The sequence below is a fragment of the Solidesulfovibrio carbinoliphilus subsp. oakridgensis genome (genome assembly GCF_000177215.2).
Classification (GTDB): Bacteria; Desulfobacterota; Desulfovibrionia; order Desulfovibrionales; family Desulfovibrionaceae; genus Solidesulfovibrio; species Solidesulfovibrio carbinoliphilus.
In genome coordinates, this window is the sequence record NZ_CM001368.1 from 689,039 (window position 1) to 712,150 (window position 23,112).

Consider the following 23,112-nt stretch of genomic DNA (forward strand, 5'->3'; position numbering starts at 1 on the left):
CTCGGTGTGGAGCCTGGCTAGCGCTTTTCCATGGGCGTGTAGGCGTGGCGCTTGCGGCCGGTATAAATCTGGCGCGGACGCTGGATGCGCTGGTCCGGGGAGTTGGCCTCCTCGTTCCAGTGGGCGATCCAGCCGGGCATGTTGCCCATGGCCGTTATGACCGGGAACATGTTGGGCGGAAAGTTGAGGGCCCGCAGGAGCAGGCTCGAATAGAAATTGGTGTTCGGAAAAAGCTGGCGCGTGGCGAAGTACTCGTCGGCGCTGGCCCGTTCTTCGATTTCCTGGGCGATGTCGTGGAAGGTGTCGCGCTTGGCGTAGCCCGTGGCCACGAGGTTCTGGTAGGTGGTCTTGATGATCCGGGCCCGCGGATCCTCAACGTGAAATACCCGCTGGCCAAAGCCCATGAGTCGGCCGGTATGGGACTTGGCCGCCTCGATGATGCGCGGAACGGTGGTGCGGCCGGCCTCGACGTCCTCGAACATGCGGATGGCGGCCGAGCTGGCGCCGCCGTGGTGGCGGCCCCACAGGGCGCAGATGCCGGAGGAGACCGAGGCGAAAAGGTTGGCTTGGCTGGAGCCGACCATGCGCACCGTGGCGCAGGAGGTGTCAAGCGCCTGGTCGGCGTGGCACATCATGAAGATGCTCAAGGCCCGCACCACCGGATCCGGCGCCTCATAGGTCCAGAAGGGCACGGAAAACATCATGTGCAGGAAATTGCGGCAGTAATCCAGGTTCGGATTGGGATAGTTGAGCGGCATCCCCTGGGACTTGCGAAAGCAGAAGGCGGCTATGGTGCGGACCTTGCTCATGATCTTGGCCGCGGCCAGACGGAAATCCGCCGGCGAGGTGATGTCGTAGAGCTCGGGGTAGTAGCTGCCCATGGCGTTGATCATGGCCGACAGGATGGCCATGGGGTGGCCGTTGGGCGGAAAGCCGTCGAGGTGGCTCAAGAGGTCCTCATGGAGGAGTTCCTGGTCGCGCAGCATGACCCGGAACTGTTCGCGTTCGGGGCGCGTGGGCAGTTCGCCGAACATGACGAGCATGGCCGTTTCCACGAACGTGGCCTTTTGGGCCAACTCTTCGAGATCGTAGCCGCGAAAGAGCACCACGCCGGCTTCGCCGTCGATATGGGTGATGGCGCTTTTGCAGACCGCCGTGTTGGCGTAGCCCGGATCCAGGGTGATCCAGCCGGTCTGGGCGCGAAGTTTTCGGATATCCAGGCCTTTTTCCACATGATCGCCGTGGATCACGGACAAATCGATGCTCTTGCCCTCAAATGTCAGGGTCGCGGAGTCGAGTTCGTTCATGGCGCATCCTTTTGTGTAAGCGCTCCTCATAGCCGCCGCCAGGGCCGGTGTAAAGCATCGGTCCGGGTCGCCCTTGACCCGCCCGGGGACAAGCGTAAGTTGGCGCCCCGCCACGCAAGGAGGAAATTTCGTGGACGTTTTTCTTTTCATTCCCTGCCTGGTCGAGCACGTCCTGCCCCAGGTGGGCGAGGCCACGGCCCTGGTCCTGCGACGGGCCGGGGTCCGGCCGGTCCTGCCCGAGGGCCAGACCTGCTGCGGCCAGTTCGCCTACAAACGGGGCCGGCCCGATCTGGTCCGGCCGCTGGCCAGGCGGTTCATCGAACTGTTCGAAGCGGCCCCGGCGGTCGTTTGCCCCTCGGCTTCGTGCACGGCCATGGTCCGCCGCTACCCAACCCTGTTCGCGGCCGGCGACCCCTGGCGCGACCGGGCGGACCGCGTGGCGGCCAAGACCTTCGAACTGGGCGAGTTTCTGGTCGATTCCCTGGACTGCCCGGACCTTGGTGCCCGTTTTCCGATCCGGGCGGTGCTCCACGCCTCCTGCCAGGCCTCGCGCGTGCTCGGGGTCGGGGACCGGACCGTCCGGCTCCTGGAGGCGGTCGAAGGCCTGGACCTGGTGCCCCTGGCCCACCCCGAGCGGTGCTGCGGGTTTGGCGGGGCGTTCAGTATCGACTACCCGGAAGTGAGCCAGGCCATCCTCGACCAGAAGATCGACGACGTGCTGCAAAGTGGTGCCGCGGCCGTGATCACGGCCGAACCGAGCTGCCTGCTCAACATCGGCTCGGCCCTGGCCAAGCGCGGGGCCAGCGTGCGGCCCCTGCATCTGGCCGAGGTCCTGGCCGGAGGGGAATCATGAGCGCAACGAAACACGATTTCGGCCAGGCGGCGGCAGAAGCCCTGGCCGACGGCGAGCGGCGGGCCGTCCTTGCCAAGGCCATTGCCCACATTCATGTCTTGCGGCAAAAATCCGTCAACGCCATGCCCGACTTCGCCGACCGCCGGGCCCGGGCCGTGGCCGTGCGGCAAAAGACCCTGGCCCGCCTACCGGAACTGCTCGAAACCCTGGAAGCGAACGTCACCGCCGCCGGCGGGGTGGTCCACTACGCCGAGGACGCGGCCCAGGCGGCCAGCCTCGTCACCCGGCTTCTCGCCGAGCGAAACGTCCGGCTGGTGGTCAAGGGCAAGTCCATGGTGAGCGAGGAGATCGGCCTCAATGACGCCCTGGAAGCGGCCGGCATCGAGGCCGTGGAAACGGACCTCGGCGAGTACATCATCCAGCTGGCCGGGCAAAAGCCGTCCCACATCCTGGCTCCGGCCCTGCACGTGTCCAAGGAGCAGGTTTCCGAGCTTTTCCGCCAGAAGCTTGGCCGCACGAGCACGGACATCCCGGAGATGACGCGCATCGCCCGCGAGAGCCTGCGCCGGAAATTCCTGGCCGCTGACGCCGGCATTACCGGGGCCAACATTGCCGTGGCCGCCACCGGCACGGTGGCGGTGCTCGAAAACGAGGGCAACATCCGTCTTTCCGCTTCCTGTCCGCCCATCCACGTGGCCCTTATGAGCCTGGAGAAGGTTGTCGAGAGCTTGAACGACGCGGCGGCCGTGCTCGACATCCTGCCGCCGTCGGCCACGGGCCAGACCCTGCCCGTGCACCTGTCCTTTTTCACGGGCCCGCGCCGGGACGGCGAGCGCGACGGCCCCCAAGAGATGCATCTGGTCATCCTCGACAACGGCCGGTCGCGCATCCTGGCCGATCCGCTCCTGCGGCCGATCCTCCAGTGCATCCGGTGCGGCGCCTGTCTGAACGTCTGCCCGGTCTACCAGAGCGTCGGCGGCCACGCCTACGGCTCGGTCTATCCCGGGCCCATGGGCTCGGTCCTGTCGCCGCTTCTGGCCGACGCGGCCGGCGACGGCCGCCAGCCCTTTGCCTGCACCCACTGCGCGGCCTGCGCCGAAGCCTGTCCGGCCGGCATCGACCATCCGGCGCTCCTCCAGGAGCTGCGCCGGCGGCAGGCGGAAGCGGGGGGCGACGCGGCCACCACGGCCTTTGCCGCCCTGGCCCGCCATCCGTTTCTGTTTTCCATGGCCGCGTCCGTGGCCCGGGTGGCGGACCCGACCCTTGGCCGCACGGCCGGGGCCGCTCCGGATTCGCCGGTGGGCCGGTTTTTGCGCAAACGGGCCTTTCCGGGATTTTCCCGTCCCTTTTCCAGACGGTTCAAGGCCATGGCCCGCCGTCTGGCCCGAAACGGAGGCCAGTCATGAATACGCGGGCCAAAGACGCCATCCTCGGCCGCCTGCGGGCCGCAACCGTGACCATGGGCCTGCCCCGGCCGTCGGCGCCGGTGCGGCTGCGGCGTTCCGGGACCGAGCCGGACGGCTTTGCCGCCTTTGCGGCGGCCCTGACCGCCCTGGGCCCGACCTTCGAACGCGCGGCCACGCCCGAGGCGGCCCGGGAGGCCTTGGTCCGGGCCGCCATCCGCCACGAGGTCAAGACCGCGGTGCGCTGGGATCATCCGGATCTGGCAGCCGTGGGTGCGGCCGAAGCCCTGGCCGGAGCCGGGGTGGCCGTCCTGGCCCCGGCCGACCTGCCGGACCGGGTCTGTCCGTCCCTGGCCGCCGTGGACATGGGGCTGACCGGCGTGGAGCAGGCCCTGTGCGCCACGGGCAGCCTGATCCTGGCCGCCGGGCCCGGACGGGAACGGGCCACGCCGCTCGTTCCCCGGCTCCATGTGGCCTTGCTGGCCCGGTCGCGGCTGCTTCCCGACCTGCCCGCCCTGTGCGACCGACTGGCCGCCAAGCCCATGCCGAGCGCGGTCAACTGCGTCACCGGCGTCTCCAGCACGGGCGACATCGAGTTCGTCTACGTGCGTGGCGTCCACGGTCCCCTGGCTGTCCACGTCATCGGCTGCGACTGGCTCTAGCCGCTGTCCGGGAGGGGATACGCTTCCCCTCCCGGTTCCCCCGGGCCCCTCTTCCGCTTGGCCGTCACCCGCTTTTTTCCCTTCTCCTGATTTCTTTTATCGCAAACCATGCTATGGGCGAACCAGCGGGCCCGTCATCGGCCAAACCGGCAAGCAAGGAGGCATCATGGCATACGGCACCATCCTCTGGGCGACCGATCTTTCGAAAAATTCCCTGCAGGCAGTGGGACACGTCCGGGAACTGGCCGAGGCGCACAACGCCCGGGTCGTGGCCCTCTACGTGGGCGTGGATCTGTGTTCGTACTTTCCGGCCTACGGCAACTATCCGAGCCGGGACGTGCTCCAGGAATTCCACGCCTGGGAACTGGAGCAGGCCCGCCACAAGCTCGAAGCCGTGTGCAGCAAGGAGCTTGCCGCCTGCCCAAACCTGTCCGTGCGGGTGCTCCCGGGCGATCCGGCCGGAGAGATCCTCAAGGCCGTCACGGCCGAAAAGGCCGACTTGGTGGTCATGGCCACCAGGGGACAAGGCAGCGAAGCCAGCAAGGCGGCCGGTACGGGGCTTGGGTCTGTCGCGGCCAAGGTCGTCGCCGGATCTTCGGTGCCCGTGCAGTTCGTCAATCCTAACCCCTGAACCGAGGAGGCGCATATGGTGTGGGTGGCGCGTTGGCTCAAGCGGCCGGGCCAGGATGAGCAGATCCGCAAGGCCGCAGGCGAGATCCGCAAGCACTGGGAGGACGTCTGCCTGGACGTCGGTTTCGATCCGGCGAAAAACGTGAGCCTGGCCGAGAGCGACAAGGAGATCCGGGTGGGCATCAGCGAGGAGCTCGACACGAGCTTCCGGGAAGAACCCGGGGAGTGGCGGTACTACTAACCCGCCCGACTTTGCCGGGACAGGGGGCTTCGGCCCCCTTTTCATGGCCCGGCGGCCGTGTCGGGAAGGCAAGGACGGCAAGTCTCCGGAGCCAGGCGTGACGTCCGGCGGTCCGGGCGGACCCGGTTGTCAGGCCAAGCCATTTTCCTTAAGAAATGACAGCGAAAAAAGTTTCCTGGCAGGTCCGTGGCGCAACGTTTCGGCCCAAGCGACCGATGCGTGCGCCCATCCGTCCCCTTACCCCCTACTCCTGGAGGCTCCCATGTCGCGCGCGTGTCCCCTGGTTCTCGCCCTTGTCCTCGGTTTCGTTCTGTCCGCCGGTCCGGCCCTGGCCAAGGAGAAGAAGGAGAAGGCCGTTCCGGACGTGACCGGCGTCTGGAAAGGCGTGTCGGATGCCGTGGCCATGGGCCGGCTCGGCCATGCCGACGCGTCCGACGCGCCCAAATTCTTGCACGTCTCCTTTACGCTGACCGTCGAAAAGCAGGAAGGACGGACCTTCTACGGCACCAAGGCCTCGGATCGGGGCAGGGAGGCCGTGGTCGGGGTGGTCGACGGGGCGGTCGTGACCATGGCTGACGACGACGGCACGTACGTCGGCAAGCTGACCGGCAAAAATTCCATGATCGTCCGGTACCTGGAAGCCGGCACGAATTCCAAGGTGGCGAGCGTCACCCGCTTTGTCCGCGACGGGGGCAAAGACGAGCCGGAAGCCGCCGGCCAGTAGGCCGGCGCCTTACGGCGACGACGGGGCGGGCTGCGGCGCGGGTCGCGGCCCGCTTTTTTTGCGCGGATGGGTGGTGCCGTCGCCGAAGATGCGGTCGTACTGGGCCGTGTCGCCGGGGTGGATGTCGTAGCAGTCCGAGGCGATGACCGGCCGGCCGGCGGCCACGAGTTCGCTGACCGTGACGCACCGGTAGCCGCGCTTGGTAAGCTCGGCCAGCAAGGCCGGCAGGGCCTCGCCGGTGCCGTGGCCGTTGCCGTTGGCGTGGCCGATGAGGATGTCGCCCGGTCGCACCCGGTCGAGGACCGTCTGGACGATCCGCTCGGGCGTGGAGGCCGGGTCCGGATCACCCGTGGTCAGGCTCCACTGGATGGCGGCCAGGCCCGACGCAGCCAGCTCGGCCAGGGCTTCCGGCCGGCAGCGGCCGTAGGGGAAGCGAAAGAGGGTCGGCGCTTGCGGAATCGAGGCGATATCGGCCTCGGACAGGCCGCGTTCCCGGGCCAGCCGAACCGCCTCGGCCCGAAGGGCCGCGTATTCGGCCTGGGTCCACTCGATTTCCCGGCGCATGGCGGCCGGGTCCAGCCGGCCGAAATTGCCGTGGGTCCAGGCGTGGCTGCCGATCTCGAACAGCGGATCGGTCAGAAGCTCCATGGCCCGTTTCGGGTGCGAACGCATCCACTTGCCGCCCGCGAAAAAGGTGGCCCTGGCCCCGGCCGCCCGCAGGGCCGCAACCACGGCTCCGTCGTAGCCGGAAACCTGGTCCGCCAGTTCGCACAGGTCGAAGGTCAGGGCGACGAGCTTTTCCCCGTGGGTGTCCACCCGGCGGATGGAGCCGGCCAGGGCGTCCGGCAGGGGGGGCAGGACCGGGGCCGTGGTCGTGGCCGGCGGCGACCGGTCGGGTTCGCCGAGCCGGCCGGACTTTTTCTCGGCCGCTGCGGCACGCAGGTCGTCCCGGCTCCACAGGGCGCCAAACAAAGCCGGCGAACCGCCGGCCAGGGCCGGACCGGCCGGTCCCGTCAGGCCGGCGCACAGCAGGGCGGCCACGGCAAGGGCGTGTTTCACGGTATCTCGCTTTGGACAGGTCAAAAGAAGTGTGGCCGGACAGGCGGCGTCGCCCGAAGAGGCCGGGAACGAGAATGCCACCGGCGTGGCGGCCCTGGCAAGGGGGAAAGCCGGGGCCAACGGGAGAAGACCGCCGGCCCCGGCCGAAAGCCACAAAACCGGGGCCAGCGGAAACCGAAGCGGCCCTTCCCGGCGTGGAAGCGTAAGGCGCGTCCGGGAACGCCGGGAAGGCGATGGCACGGTGCGTCTAGTCCACAACCAGCATGACGCTCGACGCCTTGACCATGGCCTTGACGGATCCGCCTTCCTTGAGGCCCATGGCCTCGGCCGAGTGCTTGGTGATGATCGAGGTGACTTCCACGCCCGGCGCGACCTCGATGACCACTTCACTGTTGACCGCTCCGTGGGTGAGGGTCTTGATCTTGCCGGGGATCAGATTTCTGGCACTGACTTTCATAAGCGGCTCCTGGTTGAAGGTTGCAGAGTACCGGGAGCGTATCAATTGCAACGATATCCAGGCAATGCTTTCAGAAAAAAACTCTTGCTGTCACGCCAAAGGAAGATCGCATGTGACTGCAGGCTGGGAGGGGTGTGCCGACCGTACGAAAGAGCGCCGGAGGGAAATGGCGCGGCATCGGGGAGCGGAGAGGCATCCTGTTGCGCAGGCCGGCCGGCGGCTTCCCGGAGGGAGTGGGCGGGAAGCCGCGGGCTGGAATTTTCGCGTCGCGGCCCGGGGCGGAAAACGACGGGGGGGCGGCGGACGGCGTTAGCGGCCCGAAGCGCCGGCTTTTTTGTGGTGTTTGTCTTGGGCGCGCGAAGCGGAGTGGCTCTTCCCGGCCTTTGTGGACTTGGCTTTGGCATGGCGGCCGGCCTTGACGCCCGCGTCACGGGCTTCCAGGCGGGCCGAAGCGCCCCGGTGTGCTCCGATTTTGGCGTGGCGCTCGACATCGGCCACGCGCAGGGCCTTCATGTGGCGGCCCTTCCTGCCGTGGCGGTGGGAAATCCGCACCGGCGCGTCGTCGTCGGCGGTGGTGTCCGCGGCTGCCATCATGGAGCCGACCGAACCGGAGAAGGAGGCGTCGAGGATGCGGGTGGTCGCGTTGTTGCGGGCCTGCTTGGTGCGGCCGCCGAGGACCACGGCGATGATGCGGGTGTCGCCGCGCTTGGCCGTGGCGATGATGTTGTAGCCGCTCGATCCGACGTAGCCGGTCTTGATGCCGTCCACGCCCTCGCACACGCCAAGCAGGCGGTTGGTGTTGCCGTGGACCGCGCCGCAGTGGTTGATCTCGGTGGTGGAATGGTAGCGCAGGGCCTGCGGATAGCGGCGCAGGTAGCTGGTGGCCAGTTTCATGAGATCCCGGGCCGTGGTGAGCTGGCCCGGGGCGGGCAGGCCGTTTGGCGTTTTGAAGGTGGTGCTGGTCATGCCCAGTTCCCGGGCCTTTTCGTTCATCATTCCCACCCAGTGGGGCACGCCGCCGAAGTGTTCGGCAATGGCCACCGCGGCGTCGTTGCCCGAGGCCACGGCCATGCCGCGCATGAGTTCGTCCAGGGTGACGACTTCGCCGGCCCGCAGGTTCATGGTCGAGCCGCCCGTGGCGTCGGCCCGGCGGCTGACCTTGACCTTGTCCGACAGGCTGGCCCGGCCCGCAGCCAGGGCGTCGAAGACCAGATACATGGTCATGACCTTGGTCACCGAGGCCGGGGCGATACGTTTGTCCGGATCCTGGGTGAAAAGAACCCGGCCAGAACCGTATTCCGCGACCATGGCCGCCTTGACCGGCAGCTTTCCGGACTGTCTGGCCGAAAAGGCTGTTTTCGGACCGACCAGACACAGGATCATGAGCAGAAAGATAACGCGCCGCATGACGCCTCCCCGTTTCAAAAAGTAAAACCAAGCCCAGAAGCGGCCACCCATCCCCAAGCGCCCTGGTCGGGCAGCATGATTTATGCCATCCATCGGCCGTTTTACGGCCCTGGACGGGCAAAAGCCCGGGGTCATGGGGGATTTGCAAAGGGAAAAAAGCCCGCCTGGACAATAGGGGGGGACCGCGCCGGGCGGCGTCCCCTGCCTGTTTAGGATTGTCAAACGGGGCGTTTCATAAACTCAAACCCGGCCGTGGGCAAGGACCGCCTGGCGCAGGGCTTCGATCTTCTCCAGGTACTCCCGCCGGTAGGCCGCGCCATTGGCGAAAAAGCCTGTCGCCGTGGCCGCATGGACCTCGCACCACGCGGCCACGGCCGGATTGGGGCGCAGAGTGCCGTAGGCCCGGACCATGTGCAGCAGGTTGTGGCAGACCGGCATATAAGGCGCGGCCGCCACGAGCAGGCCGGTGAAATCCTCGTCCGGCCGGAAAAAGAACTGGCCCACGGCCCGGGCCGCCCGGTAGTTGGACCCGGAGGCCAGGTGCCCGAGCAGGGCCTCGGCGTCGAGCGCCTGCGGGGCAAAGGGCCGGGTCCAGGCCTCGGGCACGGTTTCTTCGGGGGCGTATTCCACGCGGCCCATAGCCAGGGTCTGGCGGATTTTTTCGGCCAGGGCCGGCCACAGGCTGCCGGCGTGCTCCAGGTCGCGGCTGAGGGACGGTTGTCCTTCGGGGGTAAACCGTATCCGCAGAAACGGGAAATGGGCCTCCACCGGGGCGTCGGTCCGGGCCGCCACCCCGGCCATGATCCGGTCGGCGTCGAGGAAAAAGGCGTCCGGCACGGTGCCGACCCAGGCCGCGAATTCCCGGCCCGTGGTGCAAGAGGTCTCGCCCCAGCCGTCCAGGTAGGAGTAAGGCGAGGGGCCGAGGCCGGGAAAGTGGGACATTCGGCCGGCGACCAGGAGCGGCACGCCCGGTAGGGCTTCCCGGTAGAGAAGCAGCATGCCGGCCAACCGGTCGAGGTAGGTGGCCGGGTTTGGCACGATGGAGCGAAAATGCCGCTCCATGATGCGCCCCAGGGCCGGGGCGGCGGCAAGGGCCTCGGGATCGAGGTAAAAGGCGTAGCCGTCGCGCTCGTGGAGCCAAAGGGGCCTGTTCTCGTGAAAGAGGTTGACCACCAGGGCCGTCGGGGCGGGATGGGCCGGCGGCGGCAAAAACTGGTCGGCCAGTTCGCGGGTGTGCAGGAATTCCGCGGCATCGGCCTCGGCCACCATGCGGGCCACGAGCGGCGGCACGGTCCCGGGCGAGCGCAGGAGCGTCATGGGCGAGGCCAGGGAGGCAAACGTGGCCTGCTCGCCCGCTCTCCCGGCCGCCTCGGCGCAAAACTGCATCTGGCAGTTGCCGCGAAAAAGGAGCATGACCGGCCTCCGGGCGGATGTGGGCCGCCGGCAAGGGCTTTGCAGGAGAAGGGCCAAAAGGACGATTTTACCGCCCGACCATGTACATCAAAACCTTTCGCATGGACCCGCTCGGGGTCAACAGCCACCTCGCCTGGACAGGAGACGGCCGGGCCGTGGTCATCGATTGCGGCGGCCGGCCTGGACTGGTGCTCGAGGAGATCGCCCGGCGGGAGCTGACGCTCACGGCCATTCTTCTCACCCATCTCCACTACGACCACGTGCTCGGCGTGGCCCGGCTGACCCGAGCCACGGGCGCGCCGGTCCACGCCAGCGCGGCGGATGCCGGCGTGGCCCAGCCCGGCGGCGACAGCGAGCGGCACCCGGCCGTTCCGGCCTTCGATTTCGAGGACATCGCCCCGGGGCGGGCCGTTTTTCTCGGCGAACCCTGCCTGGTCCTGCCCGTGCCCGGCCACACGCCCGGGCACTTGGCCTATTTTTTCCCAAAATCCCTCGTCGCCTTCACCGGGGACACGCTCTTTCGCGGCAGTGTCGGCCGCACCGACGCCCCGGGAGGGAACGGCCCGGGCCTGCTCGCCGCCATCCGGGAGCGTCTGCTGTCCCTGCCGGACGCGGTAGAGCTTTTTCCCGGGCACGGGCCGCCGACGACCGTTGGCCGGGAAAAGGCTGAAAATCCGTTTTTTGCAACGCCCGTGGCGGCCGCCAAAGCAGATCTAAAGTGAAACTTTAACTTCCGCCTGCCTTCCCGAACTCGGCTCCCCCGTTCAGGGTTTCCAAAGGGCCAAGCCCTTTGGCCGCCGGAGGCTTCTTCTCATACTCTCTGCCGGCACTCAGACACCGTAAATCGCCGCGGCTTTGGCCTTCAAGTGGCGCAGGAGCGGCCCGGCCGTCGGCGCTTTCCCGGTGGCCGCGGCAATGAGGTCGCGCGGCCGCAAGAGCCGGCCCTTGGCGTGGATGTTCTGGCCGAGCCATTTCAGAAGCGGCGCGAAGTTTCCGGCCGCCATCCGTCCGGCCAGGTCCGGGATGGCCGTTTCCGCCGCCTCGAACAGGCAGGCGGCGTAGATGTTCCCCAGGCTGTAGGTCGGAAAATAGCCGAACGCGCCCATGGACCAGTGGACGTCCTGGAGGCAGCCGGCCGCGTCGTTTGGCGGGGTCAGGCCGAGAATGGCCCGGGACTTCTCGTTCCAGGCCCCGGGCAGGTCGGCCACGAGAAGATCGCCGCGAAGAAGCGCCAGTTCCAGCTCGAAACGCAGCACGATGTGCGGGTTGTAGGTCGTCTCGTCGGCATCGACCCGGATGAGCCCGGGCGCGATGGCCCCGACGGCCCGGAAAACGTCGCTCGGGGCCAAGCCGGCCAGGGTCGGAAAATGCCTGGCCGCCAGCGGCAGAACATGCTCCCAGAAGGGCAGGGACCGGGCCACCTGGTTCTCCCAGAGCCGGGACTGGGATTCGTGGACGCCGAGAGAAACGAATTCGCCCATGGGCGTGCCGTAACGGTCGTCCGAGGCGTGGCCCAGGCTGTAGAGGGCGTGTCCGGTCTCGTGAACCGCGCCGAAAAGGGCCTTGGTGAAGTCCGCCTCATCGTAGCGGACCGTGATGCGGGCATCGCCCGGCCCGATCAGGGTGGAAAACGGGTGGGCCGAGACGTCCAGGCGCGAAGCGGCGGCGGGCAGGCCGATCAGCGCCGTCACCCGGGCCAGAAAGGCCTGCTGGTCGGCCTGGGGATACGGCTCGGCCGGCAAGGGGGCGGGAGGTACGGCGCCTTTGACGGCATCGAGCAGGGCCGTTGTCTCGTCGCGGAGTTCGGCCAGGATCGGGGCGATGGTGGCCACGGTTTCGCCGGGTTCGAAGCCGTCGAGCAGGGCGTCGTAGGGTTCGCCGGCATAGCCGAGGGCCTCGGCCTTTTGGCGCGACAGGTCGAGCAGGGTGGCGAGATGCGGGGCAAAGGCGGCGAAGGCGTCGTCCTTTCGGGCCAGTTCCCAGGCCCGCTGGCCGGCGCTCGCGGCCCGGGCCAGGGCCACGGCCAGGCCTTCGGGGATCTTGACGGCCAGGTCGAAATCGCGCCGCCACTCCCGGATGTTGGCCGCCTCGGGGGTGAGCGGATCGGCCGTCAGGGTCGAGCCTTCGCAGGCGGCCAGCCACTCCCCGATGTGCGGGTCCGTGGCCCGGCGGTGGAGGATGGCGGTCATGGCCCCGATCTGTCCGGCCCGGCCGGGGTGGGCCGCCGGGGGCAGCATCACCTGCTGGTCCCAGGACAGGAGGCTTACGGAAGAGGCCAGATCGGCCGATGTCCGGCCGTGGGCCGCAAGGTTCGCATAGGCTTCGTTCGCGTTCATGGTTTGGCCTTGCCCGAAGGGGATTTGGCCGGTCCGGCTTTTCTGGCGGCCATCATTTGTTCGTAGAGGGGTTGATAGAAAAAGCTCACGTCGCCGCCATTCTCGCCGGCGTGGTAGGCGCAGTAGATGTTGACGTCGCCAAGGTTCCAGGCGTGGTAGTATTTTTCCAGGTTTTCCTGGGTCGGCGGGCCGTAGGTCCTGGTCAGGCCGGCCAGGGCGGCTTTGTAGGCGGCCATGCCGTCGAATTCGAGCCAGACGTGGTAGAACTTGTCCTTGTAGAACTCGTAAAACGCCTCGCGAATGGGGGCCCCGGCGATATCCCTGGGGCCGCGGGGCCACAGGCAGGTGGTCACGGACGCGGCCTGGTCCACCTCATAGGCGGCCAGTCCGGGGTTGGACGTGGCCGACACGCCCCAGGCCAGTCCGGCAAAGCCCGTGGGCGGGGCGCCGGGAGTCCCGCTCGCGTCGCCAAGGGCGGACGGCGCGGGCTGGCTTGCGGCAGGCGCCGCGCCGGCAGCGGCGGGGGGGACGGCCGCGACACCGGGGCTGGCCGGGGCGACGGGGCTTGGCGTCTTGGGGGCTCCCGGCAGCGGTGCGCCCATGACCACGGAAAGGGGCCTGCTCACGGCCGGGGCCGGCGGGGCGGCCCTGGCCGGGGAGGCGGACGCGGTTTGGCCGGTTGTCTTGGCGGCAGCGGCGGAAGGCGCTGTCCGTTTGGCCGGGGCGCAGGCGGCGGTGGCCAGGACAAGGATCAGAAGGACGGCGAAACGGACGGGCAGACGGGGCATGCGATTCTCCGGACAGGATCGTGGTGTTGCCGTCTGCATAGCCAAAGCCCGGAGGAAAGGAAAGGGAGGGCCGTCCTGGGGGCCACGGCCGTTCGTGACCCTGGGCCGTCGCTTTACGCCGGCCGGGGCTTGGACTAGAAAATAGCCCGTCGTTTCGCAACCAAAGGAGTGTTCTATGAAGATCATGGACTACCGCGACGCGCCGGCCCGGGAACTGACGTCCGCCACCATGCGCGGGGTCACGGGCCGGGTGGTCGTCGGCAAGGCCGACGGGGCGGACAACTTCTGCATGCGGGTGATCGAGGTGGCCCCGGGCGGCGTCATCCCGCCCCACCGTCACCCCTGGGAACACGAGCAGTTCGTCCACGCCGGCCGGGGACGGATGCGCCACGACGGCCAGTGGACCGACATCGGCCCCGGCACCGTCCTTTTCGTGCCCGGAGACGCGGAGCACCACATCGAAAATACCGGCGACACGCCGTTGGTCATCGTCTGCCTGGTGCCCGCCGGTCCGCCGGAACTGTAGGCTGTCGAAAAGTGGGCGAAACGGCCCTAGGGTGCGGTGAATCCGAATCTGGCCAGGATCGCCCGGGCCTCGGGCGTGACCAGGAAGGCCAGGAAGGCGGCCGCGCCTCGGGGGTCTTTTGCCCGGGCCGCGACCGCCCCGGCATAGGCCACCGGCGGGGAGAGCGGCAGGGTCGCGGCCACGGCCACATCCTTGCCGGCGACGGCCGCGTCCGTGGCGTAGACGAACCCGGCGTCCAGTTCGCCCTGGGCCAGGGCGGCCAGGACATGGCGCACGGACGGGTAGTAGACGAGCTTGGAGGCCAGGGCGAAGGTGAGCGCCTTTTGCTGCAGGGCCCGCTTGGCATAGCGCCCGGCCGGGACGGATTCCGGGTTGCCGATGCCGATACGGCGCACCCCGCCCATGGCCAGGGAGTCAAGCCCGGCCACACGGCCCGGATTGCCGACGGGAACGGCCAGAACGAGGGTGTTGCCCGCGAAAACCGTGCGCGTCCCCGGCTCCACGCGATGCCTGTTCACGGCCGCGCCCATGGTGTCGATGTCGGCGCTCAAAAACACATCGCAGGCCTCGCCCGCGTCCAGACGGGACAGGAGCGCGCCCGAAGCGGCAAAGGCCGGCCGCACCGTGGTGCCGGGATGGAGTCGTTCGAAGTCTCCTTTGAGAGCCGCGACGACATCGGTCAGGCTGGCGGCGGCAAAGACCGTCAGTTCGCCGGCCCGGGCGGGCAGGGCCATGGCCAGAAGCAGGAGGGCTGCGGCGACGAGTCGGTGCATGTCCGGTTCCTTTTCCCCAAGGTTGCCGGGATGCTATCCGACTTCGGCCCAAACGGAAAGCCCCGGAGGTGCCAGCCCTGGGCCTGGAAGCGTCCGGGGACAGGAAGGCCCGGCGGCTGGGGCAGGGAGGAAAGGGGCAGAGGCGGGCGTCAGTATATTTCCGGGTTGCGGCGATTGTAATCGCAGTAGGCCACCACGGCATTGCGCGTCCGTTTCGCCACGTACAAGGCCTGGTCCGCCCGCTGCACCAGCATGGTCTTGTCCAGCGAATCGATGGGACAGGTGGCGATGCCGATGCTGACCGTCACGTGGCCAAGATCCTTGCCGGCGAATAAAATCCGCTGCTTTTCAATAGCCGTGCGCAGGCGCTCCGCCGCATTGGCCGCATCCTTGCGGGTCGTCAAGGGCAGGATGACGGCGAATTCCTCGCCCCCGTACCGGGTCACCTTGTCGTAGGCCCGGCCGATGCGGGTCAGCACGTCGGCCACGATTTTGAGGACCTCGTCCCCGGCCTGATGGCCGTTGGTGTCGTTGAAACGCTTGAAGTGGTCGATATCGATCATGAGCAGGGAAAAGGGCGAGCCGAACCGGCGGAATTTTTCGCTTTCCTGGTGCATCTGCTGGTTGAAGTACCGGCGGTTGAAAAGCCCGGTCAATTCATCCTTGTCCGCGCTGTTTTCCTTTTCCTTGAGCTGCCACTCCTCGATGAGAACCGGATTTTTGATATATTTGATGACATTGATAAAATAGTCGTAACAGGCGACGCAGAAGCCGATGTCGCGGCCCACGGCCTTGGACAAGGCCTGCATATGGCTGATCACGTTGATGAGATGCTGCTGGGCGATGCGCGGCGGAACCTGAATGCGGGTCAACTGGTAGATGATCTTGGAATAGACCTCGTTTCCGTATTTCTTTTCAAGTTTTACCAGGTAATCGTTATGCTTGGGGGCCTGTTTCTTGATGTTGAAGACTTCGGCTTCGATGGTTTGCAAGATGCTGTTTTGTTTGGCCATTAGCTGCATATTTTCTCCAAGTCCTGGCAATTGCAGGCAAATCATGCCCATACTGATGAACATGATAAATGCAGCATCCGTGCCTAGGGTAATCCACATTATTTTTTGAGTTTATTTTGTAGCGACAGGCCGATATGTAAAAAATCCCTGTGTGAGGCATCGGATTTATTCACAGTCGGCCGGCGGTCGGCAGGCGTCGGCGTCGGCGCGGCAATGACCGGCTTTTCGATATTTTTTGACTCCCGGCCTTCTGCGGCTGGAGCGATTCCGAAAAACGACTCTTCCTTTCCGGCAAGCCCCGCTGCGTCCTGCGGCAACCTCCTCGTTACATCCGGCATGACTGGCGGCAAGCGGCGGGGGGCTGGCCGCGCCCGCACCTGGCCCGTGAGCCCTGTTTTCTCAAAAAATAGCTTTTTGGCAGCCTACAAGGTTGCCATCCCTTGCTTCTTCGTGCTACGAAATAAATAACGTTGCGACTAAATGGCTACGTCAAGAAAAAAGTGATACTGCGAAGGCAGCAACCCACAAGCGAGGAGACTTCATGGCAGGTATATCCCGGACAATCCTGGCTCTGGCGGTGGTGGGCCTTTGGGCCGCGCCGGCCCTGGCCCATTTCGGCATGGTCATTCCTTCCCAGGACGTGGTGACGGACAAGGGCAAGGCGACTGTGGGGCTGACGGTTTCTTTTTCCCACCCCATGGAAGGCAACGGCATGGACATGGCCAAACCCAAGGCCTTTGGCGTGAAAAGCGGAGACCAGACGACAGATCTGCTCGGGACGCTCAAGCCCGCCAAGGTCCTGGACCACGCGGGCTGGGCCGGGGAATATGTCTTCAAGCGTCCGGGCGTGGGCACGTTTTTCGTGGTGCCCGAACCCTATTTCGAGCCGGCCGAGGACAAGTATATCGAGCACATCACCAAGGTGGTGGTGCCGGCCTTTGGTGAGGAGGAGGGCTGGGACGAGCCGGTGGGGCTTCCGGCCGAGATCGTGCCGCTGACCCGGCCTTTCGGCAACTATGCGGGCAACGTGTTCACGGGCAAGGTCCTAGTGGACGGCAAGCCGGCCGCCGGCGTCACGGTGGAAGTGGAATACGACAACAAGGACAAGGCCTATGAGGCCCCCAACGAATACCTGACGACCCAGGTGGTCAAGACCGACGCGAACGGCGTCTTCAGCTATGCCGTTCCCTTTTCCGGCTGGTGGGGCTTTGCCGCCCTGACCGACGCGCCCGAGACCATCCAGAAGGACGGCGCGGCCAAGAAGGTGGAGCGCGGGGCCGTGCTGTGGACCAAGTTCCTTGAGCCCAAGCGCAAGAAGAAGTAGGCTGACCGGATTTGCACGGGGCTGATCCCCTGCGCCGCTGGCGAGAGCCGGCCGGGCTACCGTCCGGCCGGCTCTCGCGCCGCCAACCCCAACGCCAAGGCAGGCAGTCTGGCATGCACATTTCCGAAGGGGTCCTTTCCGGGCCCGTCCTGGCCGGGGGCTGGGCCCTGGCCGCCGCCGGCACGGCCCTTGGCCTGCGGCGCCTGGACTACGACCGGCTGATGACGGTGGCCATCCTTGCTGCCGCCTTTTTCGTGGCCTCGCTCATCCATGTCCCCATCGGGCCGGTCAGCGTGCATTTGATCCTAAACGGCCTGCTCGGCGCGATCCTGGGCCCGGCCGCCTTTCCGGCCATCTGCATCGCCCTGCTGTTGCAGGCCGTGCTCTTCCAGTTCGGGGGCTTGGTGGTCCTTGGCGTCAACACCGTGGACATGGCTTTGCCGGCCATCCTGTGCTTCCTGGCCTTTGGCCCGCTCCTTCGGGCCGGCGGCCGGAAGCGGGCCGTGGGCGCCTTTTGCTGTGGCTTTTTTGCGGTCCTGCTGGCGGGAAGCCTGACCGCCCTGGCCCTGGCCCTGTCCGGCGAGGCCTTTGCCGCCACGGCCAAGGTCATCCTGCTGGCCCATGTGCCCATCATGTTGATCGAGGGCGTGTTGACCGCCATGGCCGTGGCCTTCGTGGCCAGGGTCCGGCCTGAAATGCTCCATATCCGTCTGGCCGGCTGAGGCCCGCCAAGGAGGTTTTCATGCGCCTGACGCAGTTTGACGGCCCGGCCTTGCTGGTTGCGGCCGCGATCCTTTTGCTGCTGCCGGCCGGGGCTCGTGCCCACCGCGTCAACGTCTTCGCCTACGTCGAGGGCGACACCGTCCATGTCGAGTGCGGTTACAGCCGGTCGGACCGGGTCCGGTTCGGGGACATCGAAGTGGCCGATCCGGCCACCAAAGAGGTTTTCCTGACCGGCAAGACCGACGACAAAGGCAATTTCAGCTTCCCGGTCCCGCCGGCGGCCCGGGCACGGCACGCGGATCTCCAGATCCTCCTGCGGGCCGGGGAGGGCCATCAAAACGACTGGATGGTCAAGGCCGAGGAATATCTGACGGCCACGCCTGGGGCCTCGGCGCTGCCCCTCCAGCCCACGGCGCCTCCGGCGTCCACGGAGGCCCCTGCCTCCGGACCGCTGCCCGCCCAGCCCGCCGTGCCGGTGGCAACGGCCGCGCCATCCCCGGCCGGGTCCGCCGTCCCGTCCGGCGGGGTCCCGGCGATTGCGCCCGGACCGGCCTCCGTCCCGGCGGCCGCGGCTGTGCCCATGGATCCGGTCGCCTTGCAGGCCGTGGTGGAGGCGGCGGTGGAGAAAAAAATCGCCCCCATCCGTAAGATGCTTCTGGACCAGCAGGAGAAGGGGCCGGGCCTGACGGAAATCGCCGGTGGCATCGGCTACCTGGTGGGGCTGGCCGGCCTGCTCGCCTACGCCAGAAGCCGCAAGGCCGGCCCGGGCGCATGATCGACGAACCGCTCACCCAGGGAGCTTCCCGCATCCACGCCCTGGATCCGCGCCACAGGCTCGTAGCCTGCCTGGGGCTGTCCCTGGCCGCCGTCCTTGCCGTCACCCCGGCCGCGCCGCTTGTGGTCCTGGCCGTGGGCCTGGTGCTCACGGCCGCGGCCCGCCCCCCGGCCGTCGTGGTGTGGAAGCGATTTTGTGCGGTCAATTTTTTCGTGGCGTTTTTGTGGGTGATCCTGCCGCTGACCACCCCGGGCGCGCCGGCCTGGACGCTCCCGGGGCCGGGCGGCCTCGCATTGACCCGGGAGGGCGTGCATCTGGCCACGCTCATTACCCTCAAAACCAACGCCGTCTTTTTCTGCCTCGTGCCCCTGCTCGCCACCATCCCGGTCCCGGCCCTGGGCCGGGCCATGACCGCCCTTGGCGTGCCGGCCAAGTTCTCGTTCCTCTTTCTTTTCACCTACCGCTATCTCCATGTCATTGCCGAGGAATACGCCCGTCTGGCCACGGCGGCCCGACTTCGCGGCTTTGTGCCGGCCACCGACGGCCGGACCTACCGGACCTACGCCGCCCTGGTGGCCATGGTCCTGGTGCGCAGTTACGACCGGTCCCAGCGGGTCTACCAGTCCATGCTCCTGCGCGGGTTCGCCGGCGTTTTTCCGAGCCTCGACCGGTTCAAGTCCGGCCGGGGAGACGCGATTTTTCTCGCCCTGGCCCTGGCCGTGGCCGCAGGCGCGGGGAGTCTCGATTTTTTTCTTTCAGGGAGGGGACATGGCTGAGCCGCTTCTGACGCTTTCGGGCGTATCGTACACCTATCCGGGGGCGGCCCGGCCGGTGCTGACCGATGTCGATTTCATTTTTGGCCCAGGGGAGCGGATCGGGCTTTTCGGGCCAAACGGCTCGGGCAAGACCACGCTTTTGCACGTGATGATGGGACTTGTCCGGCCGGATGCCGGCGAGGTCCGGTACAAGGGGCGGCGCGTGGCCACGGAAAAGGAGTTCCGGGAGGTCAGGCGGGGCATCGGGCTGTTGCTCCAGAACGCCGACGACCAGATCATCTATCCCACGGTCCTTGACGATGTGGCTTTCGGGCCGCTCAACTGCGGCCTGCCGCCCAGGGAGGCCCGGGCCGTGGCCGAACGGACGCTGGACCTTCTCGGGCTGGCCGATTTCGGCGAACGGCTGGCCCATCGGCTGTCCGGCGGCGAGAAAAAGCTCGTATCCCTGGCCGGGGTCCTGGCCATGGAGCCGGAAGCCCTGTTCCTCGACGAACCGACCAACGGCCTGGACCCGGAAACCCGGGAGCGGATCGTGGCCATCCTCGGCCGGCTCGGCAAGCCGCTGATCGTCATCTCCCACGACTGGGATTTCCTGGCCCAGGTGACCGGGACCTATTACAGCATCGAACACGGCCGGCTGGCCCACGATCCGGATTTCATCCTCCACCGCCACGTCCACGGCCATCCCCTCGGCGACCACCACCACCATCACCACGGCGGCTGAGAGGGAGTTGGGAGGAGTCGGGACGTTGCGGGGAAGCCTTCGGCGACCAAAGGGCGCTGCCCTTTGGAAACCCGTGAAGGGTCGGACGCCATCGCTTGCTTGGACGACGAAAGCCGGAACCCGCGTCAGACGAATTCCGGCTTTTTCAATATCGACGACAAATTTCGGTAGAAAGGCCCCCACCCTGTAGCCAAGGCGAGGGGGGCCGGGGGAATCATTCCCCCCCGGCGGGGTCCGGGGCAGAGCCCCGGTCTTCTTGCCCTAGTTAGTCCAGGCCGAGCTGGGCGAGGAGGTCGTCCACGTCGCCTTGGCCGACCTTGGTCTGCGGGCCTTTGAGTTCCGACACCTTTCGCCGGGCTTCGGCTTCGAGTTCGGCGATGGCCTTGTCCGGAGCCTCGGCCCGGGCCTTGATCTGGAGTCCGGTGGACAGGTAGAGGTCAAGGACGATCTGTTCGACCTTCTTGATGGCCTCGATGATCCGTTTGATCCGCTGGCCAGTCAGGTCCTGGAAGCTCAGGGTGGTCATGATGCGCATGAGGTCTTCGCCCAGGGCCGCGTTGCCGGCCCGCAGGCTGGCCACGTCTCCGGGTGCGGCCGGGCCGCCGTCCAGGCCGGCCAGGATGCCGGACGCGGCGGCTTGCAGGTCCATGTGCTTCTCCACGATGTCCATGATCTCGGTGGTGGCCGTTTCCGTGGTCTGCAGGATCTTGTCGAGCTGCTGGGCCGCCTCCTGGAAGAGCTGGTCGGCCTGCTGCCGGTCGTCCTGGTGCTGGACCTCGCCTTCGGTCTTGGCGGCCTGGTTGATCTCTTTATAGATGTCCTGCAGGCCCTGGCGCATCTCCTGGTTCAGGCGCTGGTGGAATTCGCTTTCGAGGAGGGCCCGGGACAGGGTCTTGGCCACCTCCCGCTCGATGGTGGCGCTGATGCTTTCCCGCAGGTCCGGGACCACTTCGTGCAGGATCTTCTCAAGCATCCGCTCGATCAGTTCTTCGTCATTGACCATACGGCTTTCAGTCCCATTTTTTGCCGCGCAGATCGTCGCGCTGGCTTTGGAAGACGAATTGCACGATGCTTTCCAGATCCCGTTCCCGAATACGCGTGAAATCAAGGGCATAGACAGGCTGTTCGTCAACGGTGTCCTGGCGGACGATCCGGCCCACGGCCCCGGCCATGCGCAGGGGAAACCGCGACAGCACGACGACGGCTTCCACATACTGGTCCAGGGCCATTGGCTCCGGTGTGGAAAACCGCACGCCCGCGCCGCTGATCTCGATGATGGTCATGGGCACCGGGAAATCGGTTTCGAGCTGGTCCCGGCTCTGCATGGAGAGCAGCATGTCGAGCTTGGAGTTGATCGAGCAGAGGATGGTATAGAGGCTTTCGCTCATGCCGGCCTCGCGCGGATCGAGCGGGCAGTTGCCGGAGCCAAGCAGTGGCGTCTCCCGGAAGACCGGCATGTCGTCCGGGCCCGGCAGCAGCCGCAGGTGCCCGGTGAGGCGCGTGGGAATGCGCATGAAGGTGCGTTTTTCTTCCACCGGGATCCTCGCTACATGGCGCCGTTTTCGAGCAGGATCTCCATGGCCGCAACGGGGCAGACCTTGGTGCACATGCCGCAGGCCGAGCAGGCTTCGTCGTCGAATTCCACCAGCCGTGTGCCGATATTGAGGGCCAGGGCCCGTGTCGGGCAAAGGGCCGTGCACATGCCGCAGTGGATGCACCCCGCCTCGTCCCGGGAGATGCGCTGGGCCGCCGGGGCCACGCCGATGCCCTGTTCCTTCAGGTAGGCCATGCCCGCGTCGTAGGATGCGGCATCGCCCGTGATCTCCATGGTCATCTGGCCTTCGTGGCGCGGGGTGATCTGGGCCTTCAGGATGCTGAAGCCAAGGCCGTAGACCCGGGCCAGGTCGCAGACCACGGGCTTGTTCGAGGACTCGGGCGGGAAGGTCAGATAGACGACCTTCCGCAGTTTCTTGTCGTGAGGCGTTTCCATGAAAACGGTCGCTCCCTGCCGGCGCTACTTGGGCATCATGGTTTTGGCCCGGGCGGCGAAGGCGGAATCCGGATATTTGTCAATCACTTCCTTAAACGACAATTTGGCCGCCCCGGCGTTGCCGAGCTTCTGGAAGGCCACACCCCGCTTGAAGAGCGCGTCGGCGTGCTTGGCGCTCTTGGGGTATTTTTCCACGACCTCCTGGTAGGACAGGGCGGCGTTGGCGAAATCCCCGAGCTGGAAGTAGCATTCGCCGGTCCAGAAGAGCGCGTTCGGCATAAGCGGGCTCGTTTTGAAATTGCGGGCGAATTCCTGAAAGATGCCGAGCGCCTGCTGGTACTGCTTGGCGTTGAAGCTGGCGAGCCCCTTGGCGTACACGGCGTCGGCCGGGTTTTGCGGCTCGGCCGCCGGCGGCGCGGCAGCGGCCGGGGCCTGGGGCGCAGGCGCCGGCTGGACCGGCGCGGCGTAGCCTCCCTGGGGACGGTAGGGCGGGATCTGCACGTCCTCGTCGTCCGTGCCCGCGCTCCCCGCCGTGGCGGCCGGGCCCTGACCGTAACCGGCCTGGGGCTGGGCATACCCGGGCTGCGGCTGCCCGTAGCCCGGCTGCTGTTGGGCGTAGCCGGCCTGCGGCTGGGGCGCGGCGGTCATGGCGCCGCCATCGGCCTGGGGCGCGGCACCGCCGCCGCCCACGTCGATGGCCAACTGGGAAGCCAGGCGATTGACGTTGCCTTCCAGGCGGGCGACCCGCCCGGCCATTTCAGGATCTTTCTGGTTGGCCTGCACTTGCAAGGTCAGTTCCTCGACCTTGGCGTTCAGGCGCCGGACTTCGCCCTTGGTGTTTTCGAGTTCGGCCCACATGTCGGCCGGAGTATTGAGCGGCGCCGGAACGTCGGAACGTTTGGCCGGAGCGCAGCCGCCGAGCACGACGGCGACCAGGGCGGCGGCCAGGATCGGATTTTTTGTCGGACGGGTCTTCATGATGTCTTGCGACCTCGTTTGCGTCCCCAGATGAGATACGCGATTCCTCCCAGCAGTGGGACGAAGATGGCCAGGAGAAACCAGAACATCCTTTCCAGGGGTGTCGGAAACTCGCGGTGGAAACTTTGCCATATCGCGATGTAATTGGGAAGGATCGCCAACACTAAAAGCGTGATCAAAAGGGCCAGCTGGCCGGGGGCCATGGAGGGCAGATCGGGCAGGATCATAGG

At 66.9% G+C, this 23,112-nt stretch carries 28 protein-coding genes; 13 read left to right on the top strand and 15 right to left on the bottom strand.

Features of this window, described 5'->3' with window-relative positions:
* Nucleotides 1-17 precede the first annotated feature (17 nt).
* Nucleotides 18-1,307, bottom strand: a complete 1,290-nt coding sequence (locus DFW101_RS03000; protein WP_009180055.1) for a citrate/2-methylcitrate synthase — start codon at nt 1,305-1,307, stop codon at nt 18-20.
* Between the two features lie 130 nt (nt 1,308-1,437).
* On the opposite strand from DFW101_RS03000, the gene DFW101_RS03005 reads away from it, so the two are divergent.
* The 6 genes from DFW101_RS03005 (at nt 1,438) to DFW101_RS03030 (ending at nt 5,820) form a co-directional block, all read left to right on the top strand.
* Complete coding sequence (locus DFW101_RS03005) at nt 1,438-2,160, top strand: (Fe-S)-binding protein (protein WP_009180056.1); 723 nt, start codon at nt 1,438-1,440, stop codon at nt 2,158-2,160.
* On the top strand, nt 2,157-3,566 hold the full coding sequence (locus DFW101_RS03010; protein ID WP_009180057.1) for a lactate utilization protein B: 1,410 nt from the start codon (nt 2,157-2,159) through the stop codon (nt 3,564-3,566). The genes DFW101_RS03005 and DFW101_RS03010 overlap by 4 nt, the downstream gene beginning before the upstream one ends.
* Nucleotides 3,563-4,225 carry a LutC/YkgG family protein gene (locus DFW101_RS03015; RefSeq protein WP_009180058.1) on the top strand — a complete coding sequence of 221 codons (663 nt, stop codon included), beginning with the start codon at nt 3,563-3,565 and terminating at the stop codon, nt 4,223-4,225. The genes DFW101_RS03010 and DFW101_RS03015 overlap by 4 nt, the downstream gene beginning before the upstream one ends.
* Before the next feature lie 166 nt (nt 4,226-4,391).
* Nucleotides 4,392-4,856 carry a universal stress protein gene (locus DFW101_RS03020; protein ID WP_009180059.1) on the top strand — a complete coding sequence of 155 codons (465 nt, stop codon included), beginning with the start codon at nt 4,392-4,394 and terminating at the stop codon, nt 4,854-4,856.
* A gap of 15 nt (nt 4,857-4,871) precedes the next feature.
* Complete coding sequence (locus tag DFW101_RS03025) at nt 4,872-5,096, top strand: hypothetical protein (protein WP_009180060.1); 225 nt, start codon at nt 4,872-4,874, stop codon at nt 5,094-5,096.
* Between the two features lie 262 nt (nt 5,097-5,358).
* A complete protein-coding gene (locus DFW101_RS03030; protein ID WP_009180061.1) occupies nt 5,359-5,820 on the top strand; it encodes a hypothetical protein in 462 nt (153 codons plus the stop codon).
* 9 nt (nt 5,821-5,829) lie between these two features.
* Here DFW101_RS03030 and DFW101_RS03035 read toward each other — a convergent pair whose 3' ends face one another.
* From DFW101_RS03035 to DFW101_RS03050, 4 genes are all read right to left on the bottom strand, one after another.
* Nucleotides 5,830-6,879: a polysaccharide deacetylase family protein gene (locus DFW101_RS03035; protein ID WP_009180062.1), complete on the bottom strand. Its 1,050-nt coding sequence runs from the start codon at nt 6,877-6,879 to the stop codon at nt 5,830-5,832.
* Between the two features lie 247 nt (nt 6,880-7,126).
* Nucleotides 7,127-7,336 (bottom strand): TOBE domain-containing protein, encoded by a 210-nt coding sequence (locus DFW101_RS03040; RefSeq protein WP_009108192.1) that lies wholly within the window; start codon nt 7,334-7,336, stop codon nt 7,127-7,129.
* 309 nt (nt 7,337-7,645) lie between these two features.
* Nucleotides 7,646-8,743 carry a D-alanyl-D-alanine carboxypeptidase family protein gene (locus DFW101_RS03045; RefSeq protein ID WP_009180063.1) on the bottom strand — a complete coding sequence of 366 codons (1,098 nt, stop codon included), beginning with the start codon at nt 8,741-8,743 and terminating at the stop codon, nt 7,646-7,648.
* Nucleotides 8,744-8,983: 240 nt separating this feature from the next.
* Nucleotides 8,984-10,156 (bottom strand): hypothetical protein, encoded by a 1,173-nt coding sequence (locus DFW101_RS03050; protein ID WP_009180064.1) that lies wholly within the window; start codon nt 10,154-10,156, stop codon nt 8,984-8,986.
* Between the two features lie 80 nt (nt 10,157-10,236).
* Between DFW101_RS03050 and DFW101_RS03055 the strand changes: the two genes are divergently transcribed.
* A complete protein-coding gene (locus DFW101_RS03055) occupies nt 10,237-10,878 on the top strand; it encodes an MBL fold metallo-hydrolase (protein WP_009180065.1) in 642 nt (213 codons plus the stop codon).
* A 108-nt stretch (nt 10,879-10,986) separates the two neighbouring features.
* On the opposite strand, the gene DFW101_RS03060 is transcribed toward DFW101_RS03055, so the two are convergent.
* On the bottom strand, nt 10,987-12,492 hold the full coding sequence (locus tag DFW101_RS03060; RefSeq protein ID WP_009180066.1) for a carboxypeptidase M32: 1,506 nt from the start codon (nt 12,490-12,492) through the stop codon (nt 10,987-10,989).
* Nucleotides 12,489-13,280 carry a hypothetical protein gene (locus tag DFW101_RS03065; RefSeq protein ID WP_009180067.1) on the bottom strand — a complete coding sequence of 264 codons (792 nt, stop codon included), beginning with the start codon at nt 13,278-13,280 and terminating at the stop codon, nt 12,489-12,491. The genes DFW101_RS03060 and DFW101_RS03065 overlap by 4 nt, the downstream gene beginning before the upstream one ends.
* A gap of 175 nt (nt 13,281-13,455) precedes the next feature.
* On the opposite strand from DFW101_RS03065, the gene DFW101_RS03070 reads away from it, so the two are divergent.
* Nucleotides 13,456-13,806 (top strand): cupin domain-containing protein, encoded by a 351-nt coding sequence (locus DFW101_RS03070; RefSeq protein WP_009180068.1) that lies wholly within the window; start codon nt 13,456-13,458, stop codon nt 13,804-13,806.
* Nucleotides 13,807-13,832: 26 nt separating this feature from the next.
* On the opposite strand, the gene modA is transcribed toward DFW101_RS03070, so the two are convergent.
* The 3 genes from modA to DFW101_RS19390 form a co-directional block, all read right to left on the bottom strand.
* Nucleotides 13,833-14,579 carry a molybdate ABC transporter substrate-binding protein gene (modA, locus tag DFW101_RS03075; protein ID WP_009180069.1) on the bottom strand — a complete coding sequence of 249 codons (747 nt, stop codon included), beginning with the start codon at nt 14,577-14,579 and terminating at the stop codon, nt 13,833-13,835.
* A 149-nt stretch (nt 14,580-14,728) separates the two neighbouring features.
* The gene (locus DFW101_RS03080) at nt 14,729-15,601 is read right to left on the bottom strand and encodes a GGDEF domain-containing protein (protein ID WP_009180070.1); all 873 of its coding nucleotides are present in this window, start codon (nt 15,599-15,601) and stop codon (nt 14,729-14,731) included.
* Nucleotides 15,602-15,690: 89 nt separating this feature from the next.
* Nucleotides 15,691-15,909, bottom strand: a complete 219-nt coding sequence (locus DFW101_RS19390; protein WP_157137611.1) for a hypothetical protein — start codon at nt 15,907-15,909, stop codon at nt 15,691-15,693.
* Nucleotides 15,910-16,133: 224 nt separating this feature from the next.
* Here DFW101_RS19390 and DFW101_RS03085 point away from each other — a divergent pair, with 224 nt between their 5' ends.
* From DFW101_RS03085 to DFW101_RS03105, 5 genes are all read left to right on the top strand, one after another.
* Entirely contained in the window at nt 16,134-16,916 is a 783-nt protein-coding gene (locus DFW101_RS03085) for a DUF4198 domain-containing protein (RefSeq protein WP_009180071.1), read from the top strand.
* Between the two features lie 113 nt (nt 16,917-17,029).
* Nucleotides 17,030-17,638, top strand: coding sequence for a cobalt transporter CbiM (gene cbiM, locus DFW101_RS03090; protein WP_009180072.1), 609 nt, complete (start codon nt 17,030-17,032; stop codon nt 17,636-17,638).
* 20 nt (nt 17,639-17,658) lie between these two features.
* On the top strand, nt 17,659-18,414 hold the full coding sequence (locus DFW101_RS03095; RefSeq protein ID WP_009180073.1) for a hypothetical protein: 756 nt from the start codon (nt 17,659-17,661) through the stop codon (nt 18,412-18,414).
* The gene (cbiQ, locus tag DFW101_RS03100; protein WP_009180074.1) at nt 18,411-19,190 is read left to right on the top strand and encodes a cobalt ECF transporter T component CbiQ; all 780 of its coding nucleotides are present in this window, start codon (nt 18,411-18,413) and stop codon (nt 19,188-19,190) included. Before DFW101_RS03095 ends, cbiQ begins: the two co-directional genes overlap by 4 nt.
* On the top strand, nt 19,183-19,914 hold the full coding sequence (locus DFW101_RS03105; protein ID WP_009180075.1) for an energy-coupling factor ABC transporter ATP-binding protein: 732 nt from the start codon (nt 19,183-19,185) through the stop codon (nt 19,912-19,914). The genes cbiQ and DFW101_RS03105 overlap by 8 nt, the downstream gene beginning before the upstream one ends.
* Before the next feature lie 265 nt (nt 19,915-20,179).
* Here DFW101_RS03105 and DFW101_RS03110 read toward each other — a convergent pair whose 3' ends face one another.
* From DFW101_RS03110 to DFW101_RS03130, 5 genes are read right to left on the bottom strand one after another with little or no spacing between them, the layout of a single operon-like run.
* Nucleotides 20,180-20,917: a protein phosphatase CheZ gene (locus DFW101_RS03110; RefSeq protein WP_009180076.1), complete on the bottom strand. Its 738-nt coding sequence runs from the start codon at nt 20,915-20,917 to the stop codon at nt 20,180-20,182.
* A 7-nt stretch (nt 20,918-20,924) separates the two neighbouring features.
* Nucleotides 20,925-21,449, bottom strand: a complete 525-nt coding sequence (locus tag DFW101_RS03115; RefSeq protein ID WP_009108212.1) for a PilZ domain-containing protein — start codon at nt 21,447-21,449, stop codon at nt 20,925-20,927.
* A gap of 11 nt (nt 21,450-21,460) precedes the next feature.
* Entirely contained in the window at nt 21,461-21,904 is a 444-nt protein-coding gene (locus DFW101_RS03120) for an NIL domain-containing protein (RefSeq protein ID WP_009180077.1), read from the bottom strand.
* Nucleotides 21,905-21,928: 24 nt separating this feature from the next.
* Nucleotides 21,929-22,882 (bottom strand): tol-pal system protein YbgF, encoded by a 954-nt coding sequence (gene ybgF, locus DFW101_RS03125; protein WP_009180078.1) that lies wholly within the window; start codon nt 22,880-22,882, stop codon nt 21,929-21,931.
* Nucleotides 22,879-23,109, bottom strand: coding sequence for a PLD nuclease N-terminal domain-containing protein (locus tag DFW101_RS03130; protein WP_009180079.1), 231 nt, complete (start codon nt 23,107-23,109; stop codon nt 22,879-22,881). Before DFW101_RS03130 ends, ybgF begins: the two co-directional genes overlap by 4 nt.
* Nucleotides 23,110-23,112 lie beyond the last annotated feature (3 nt).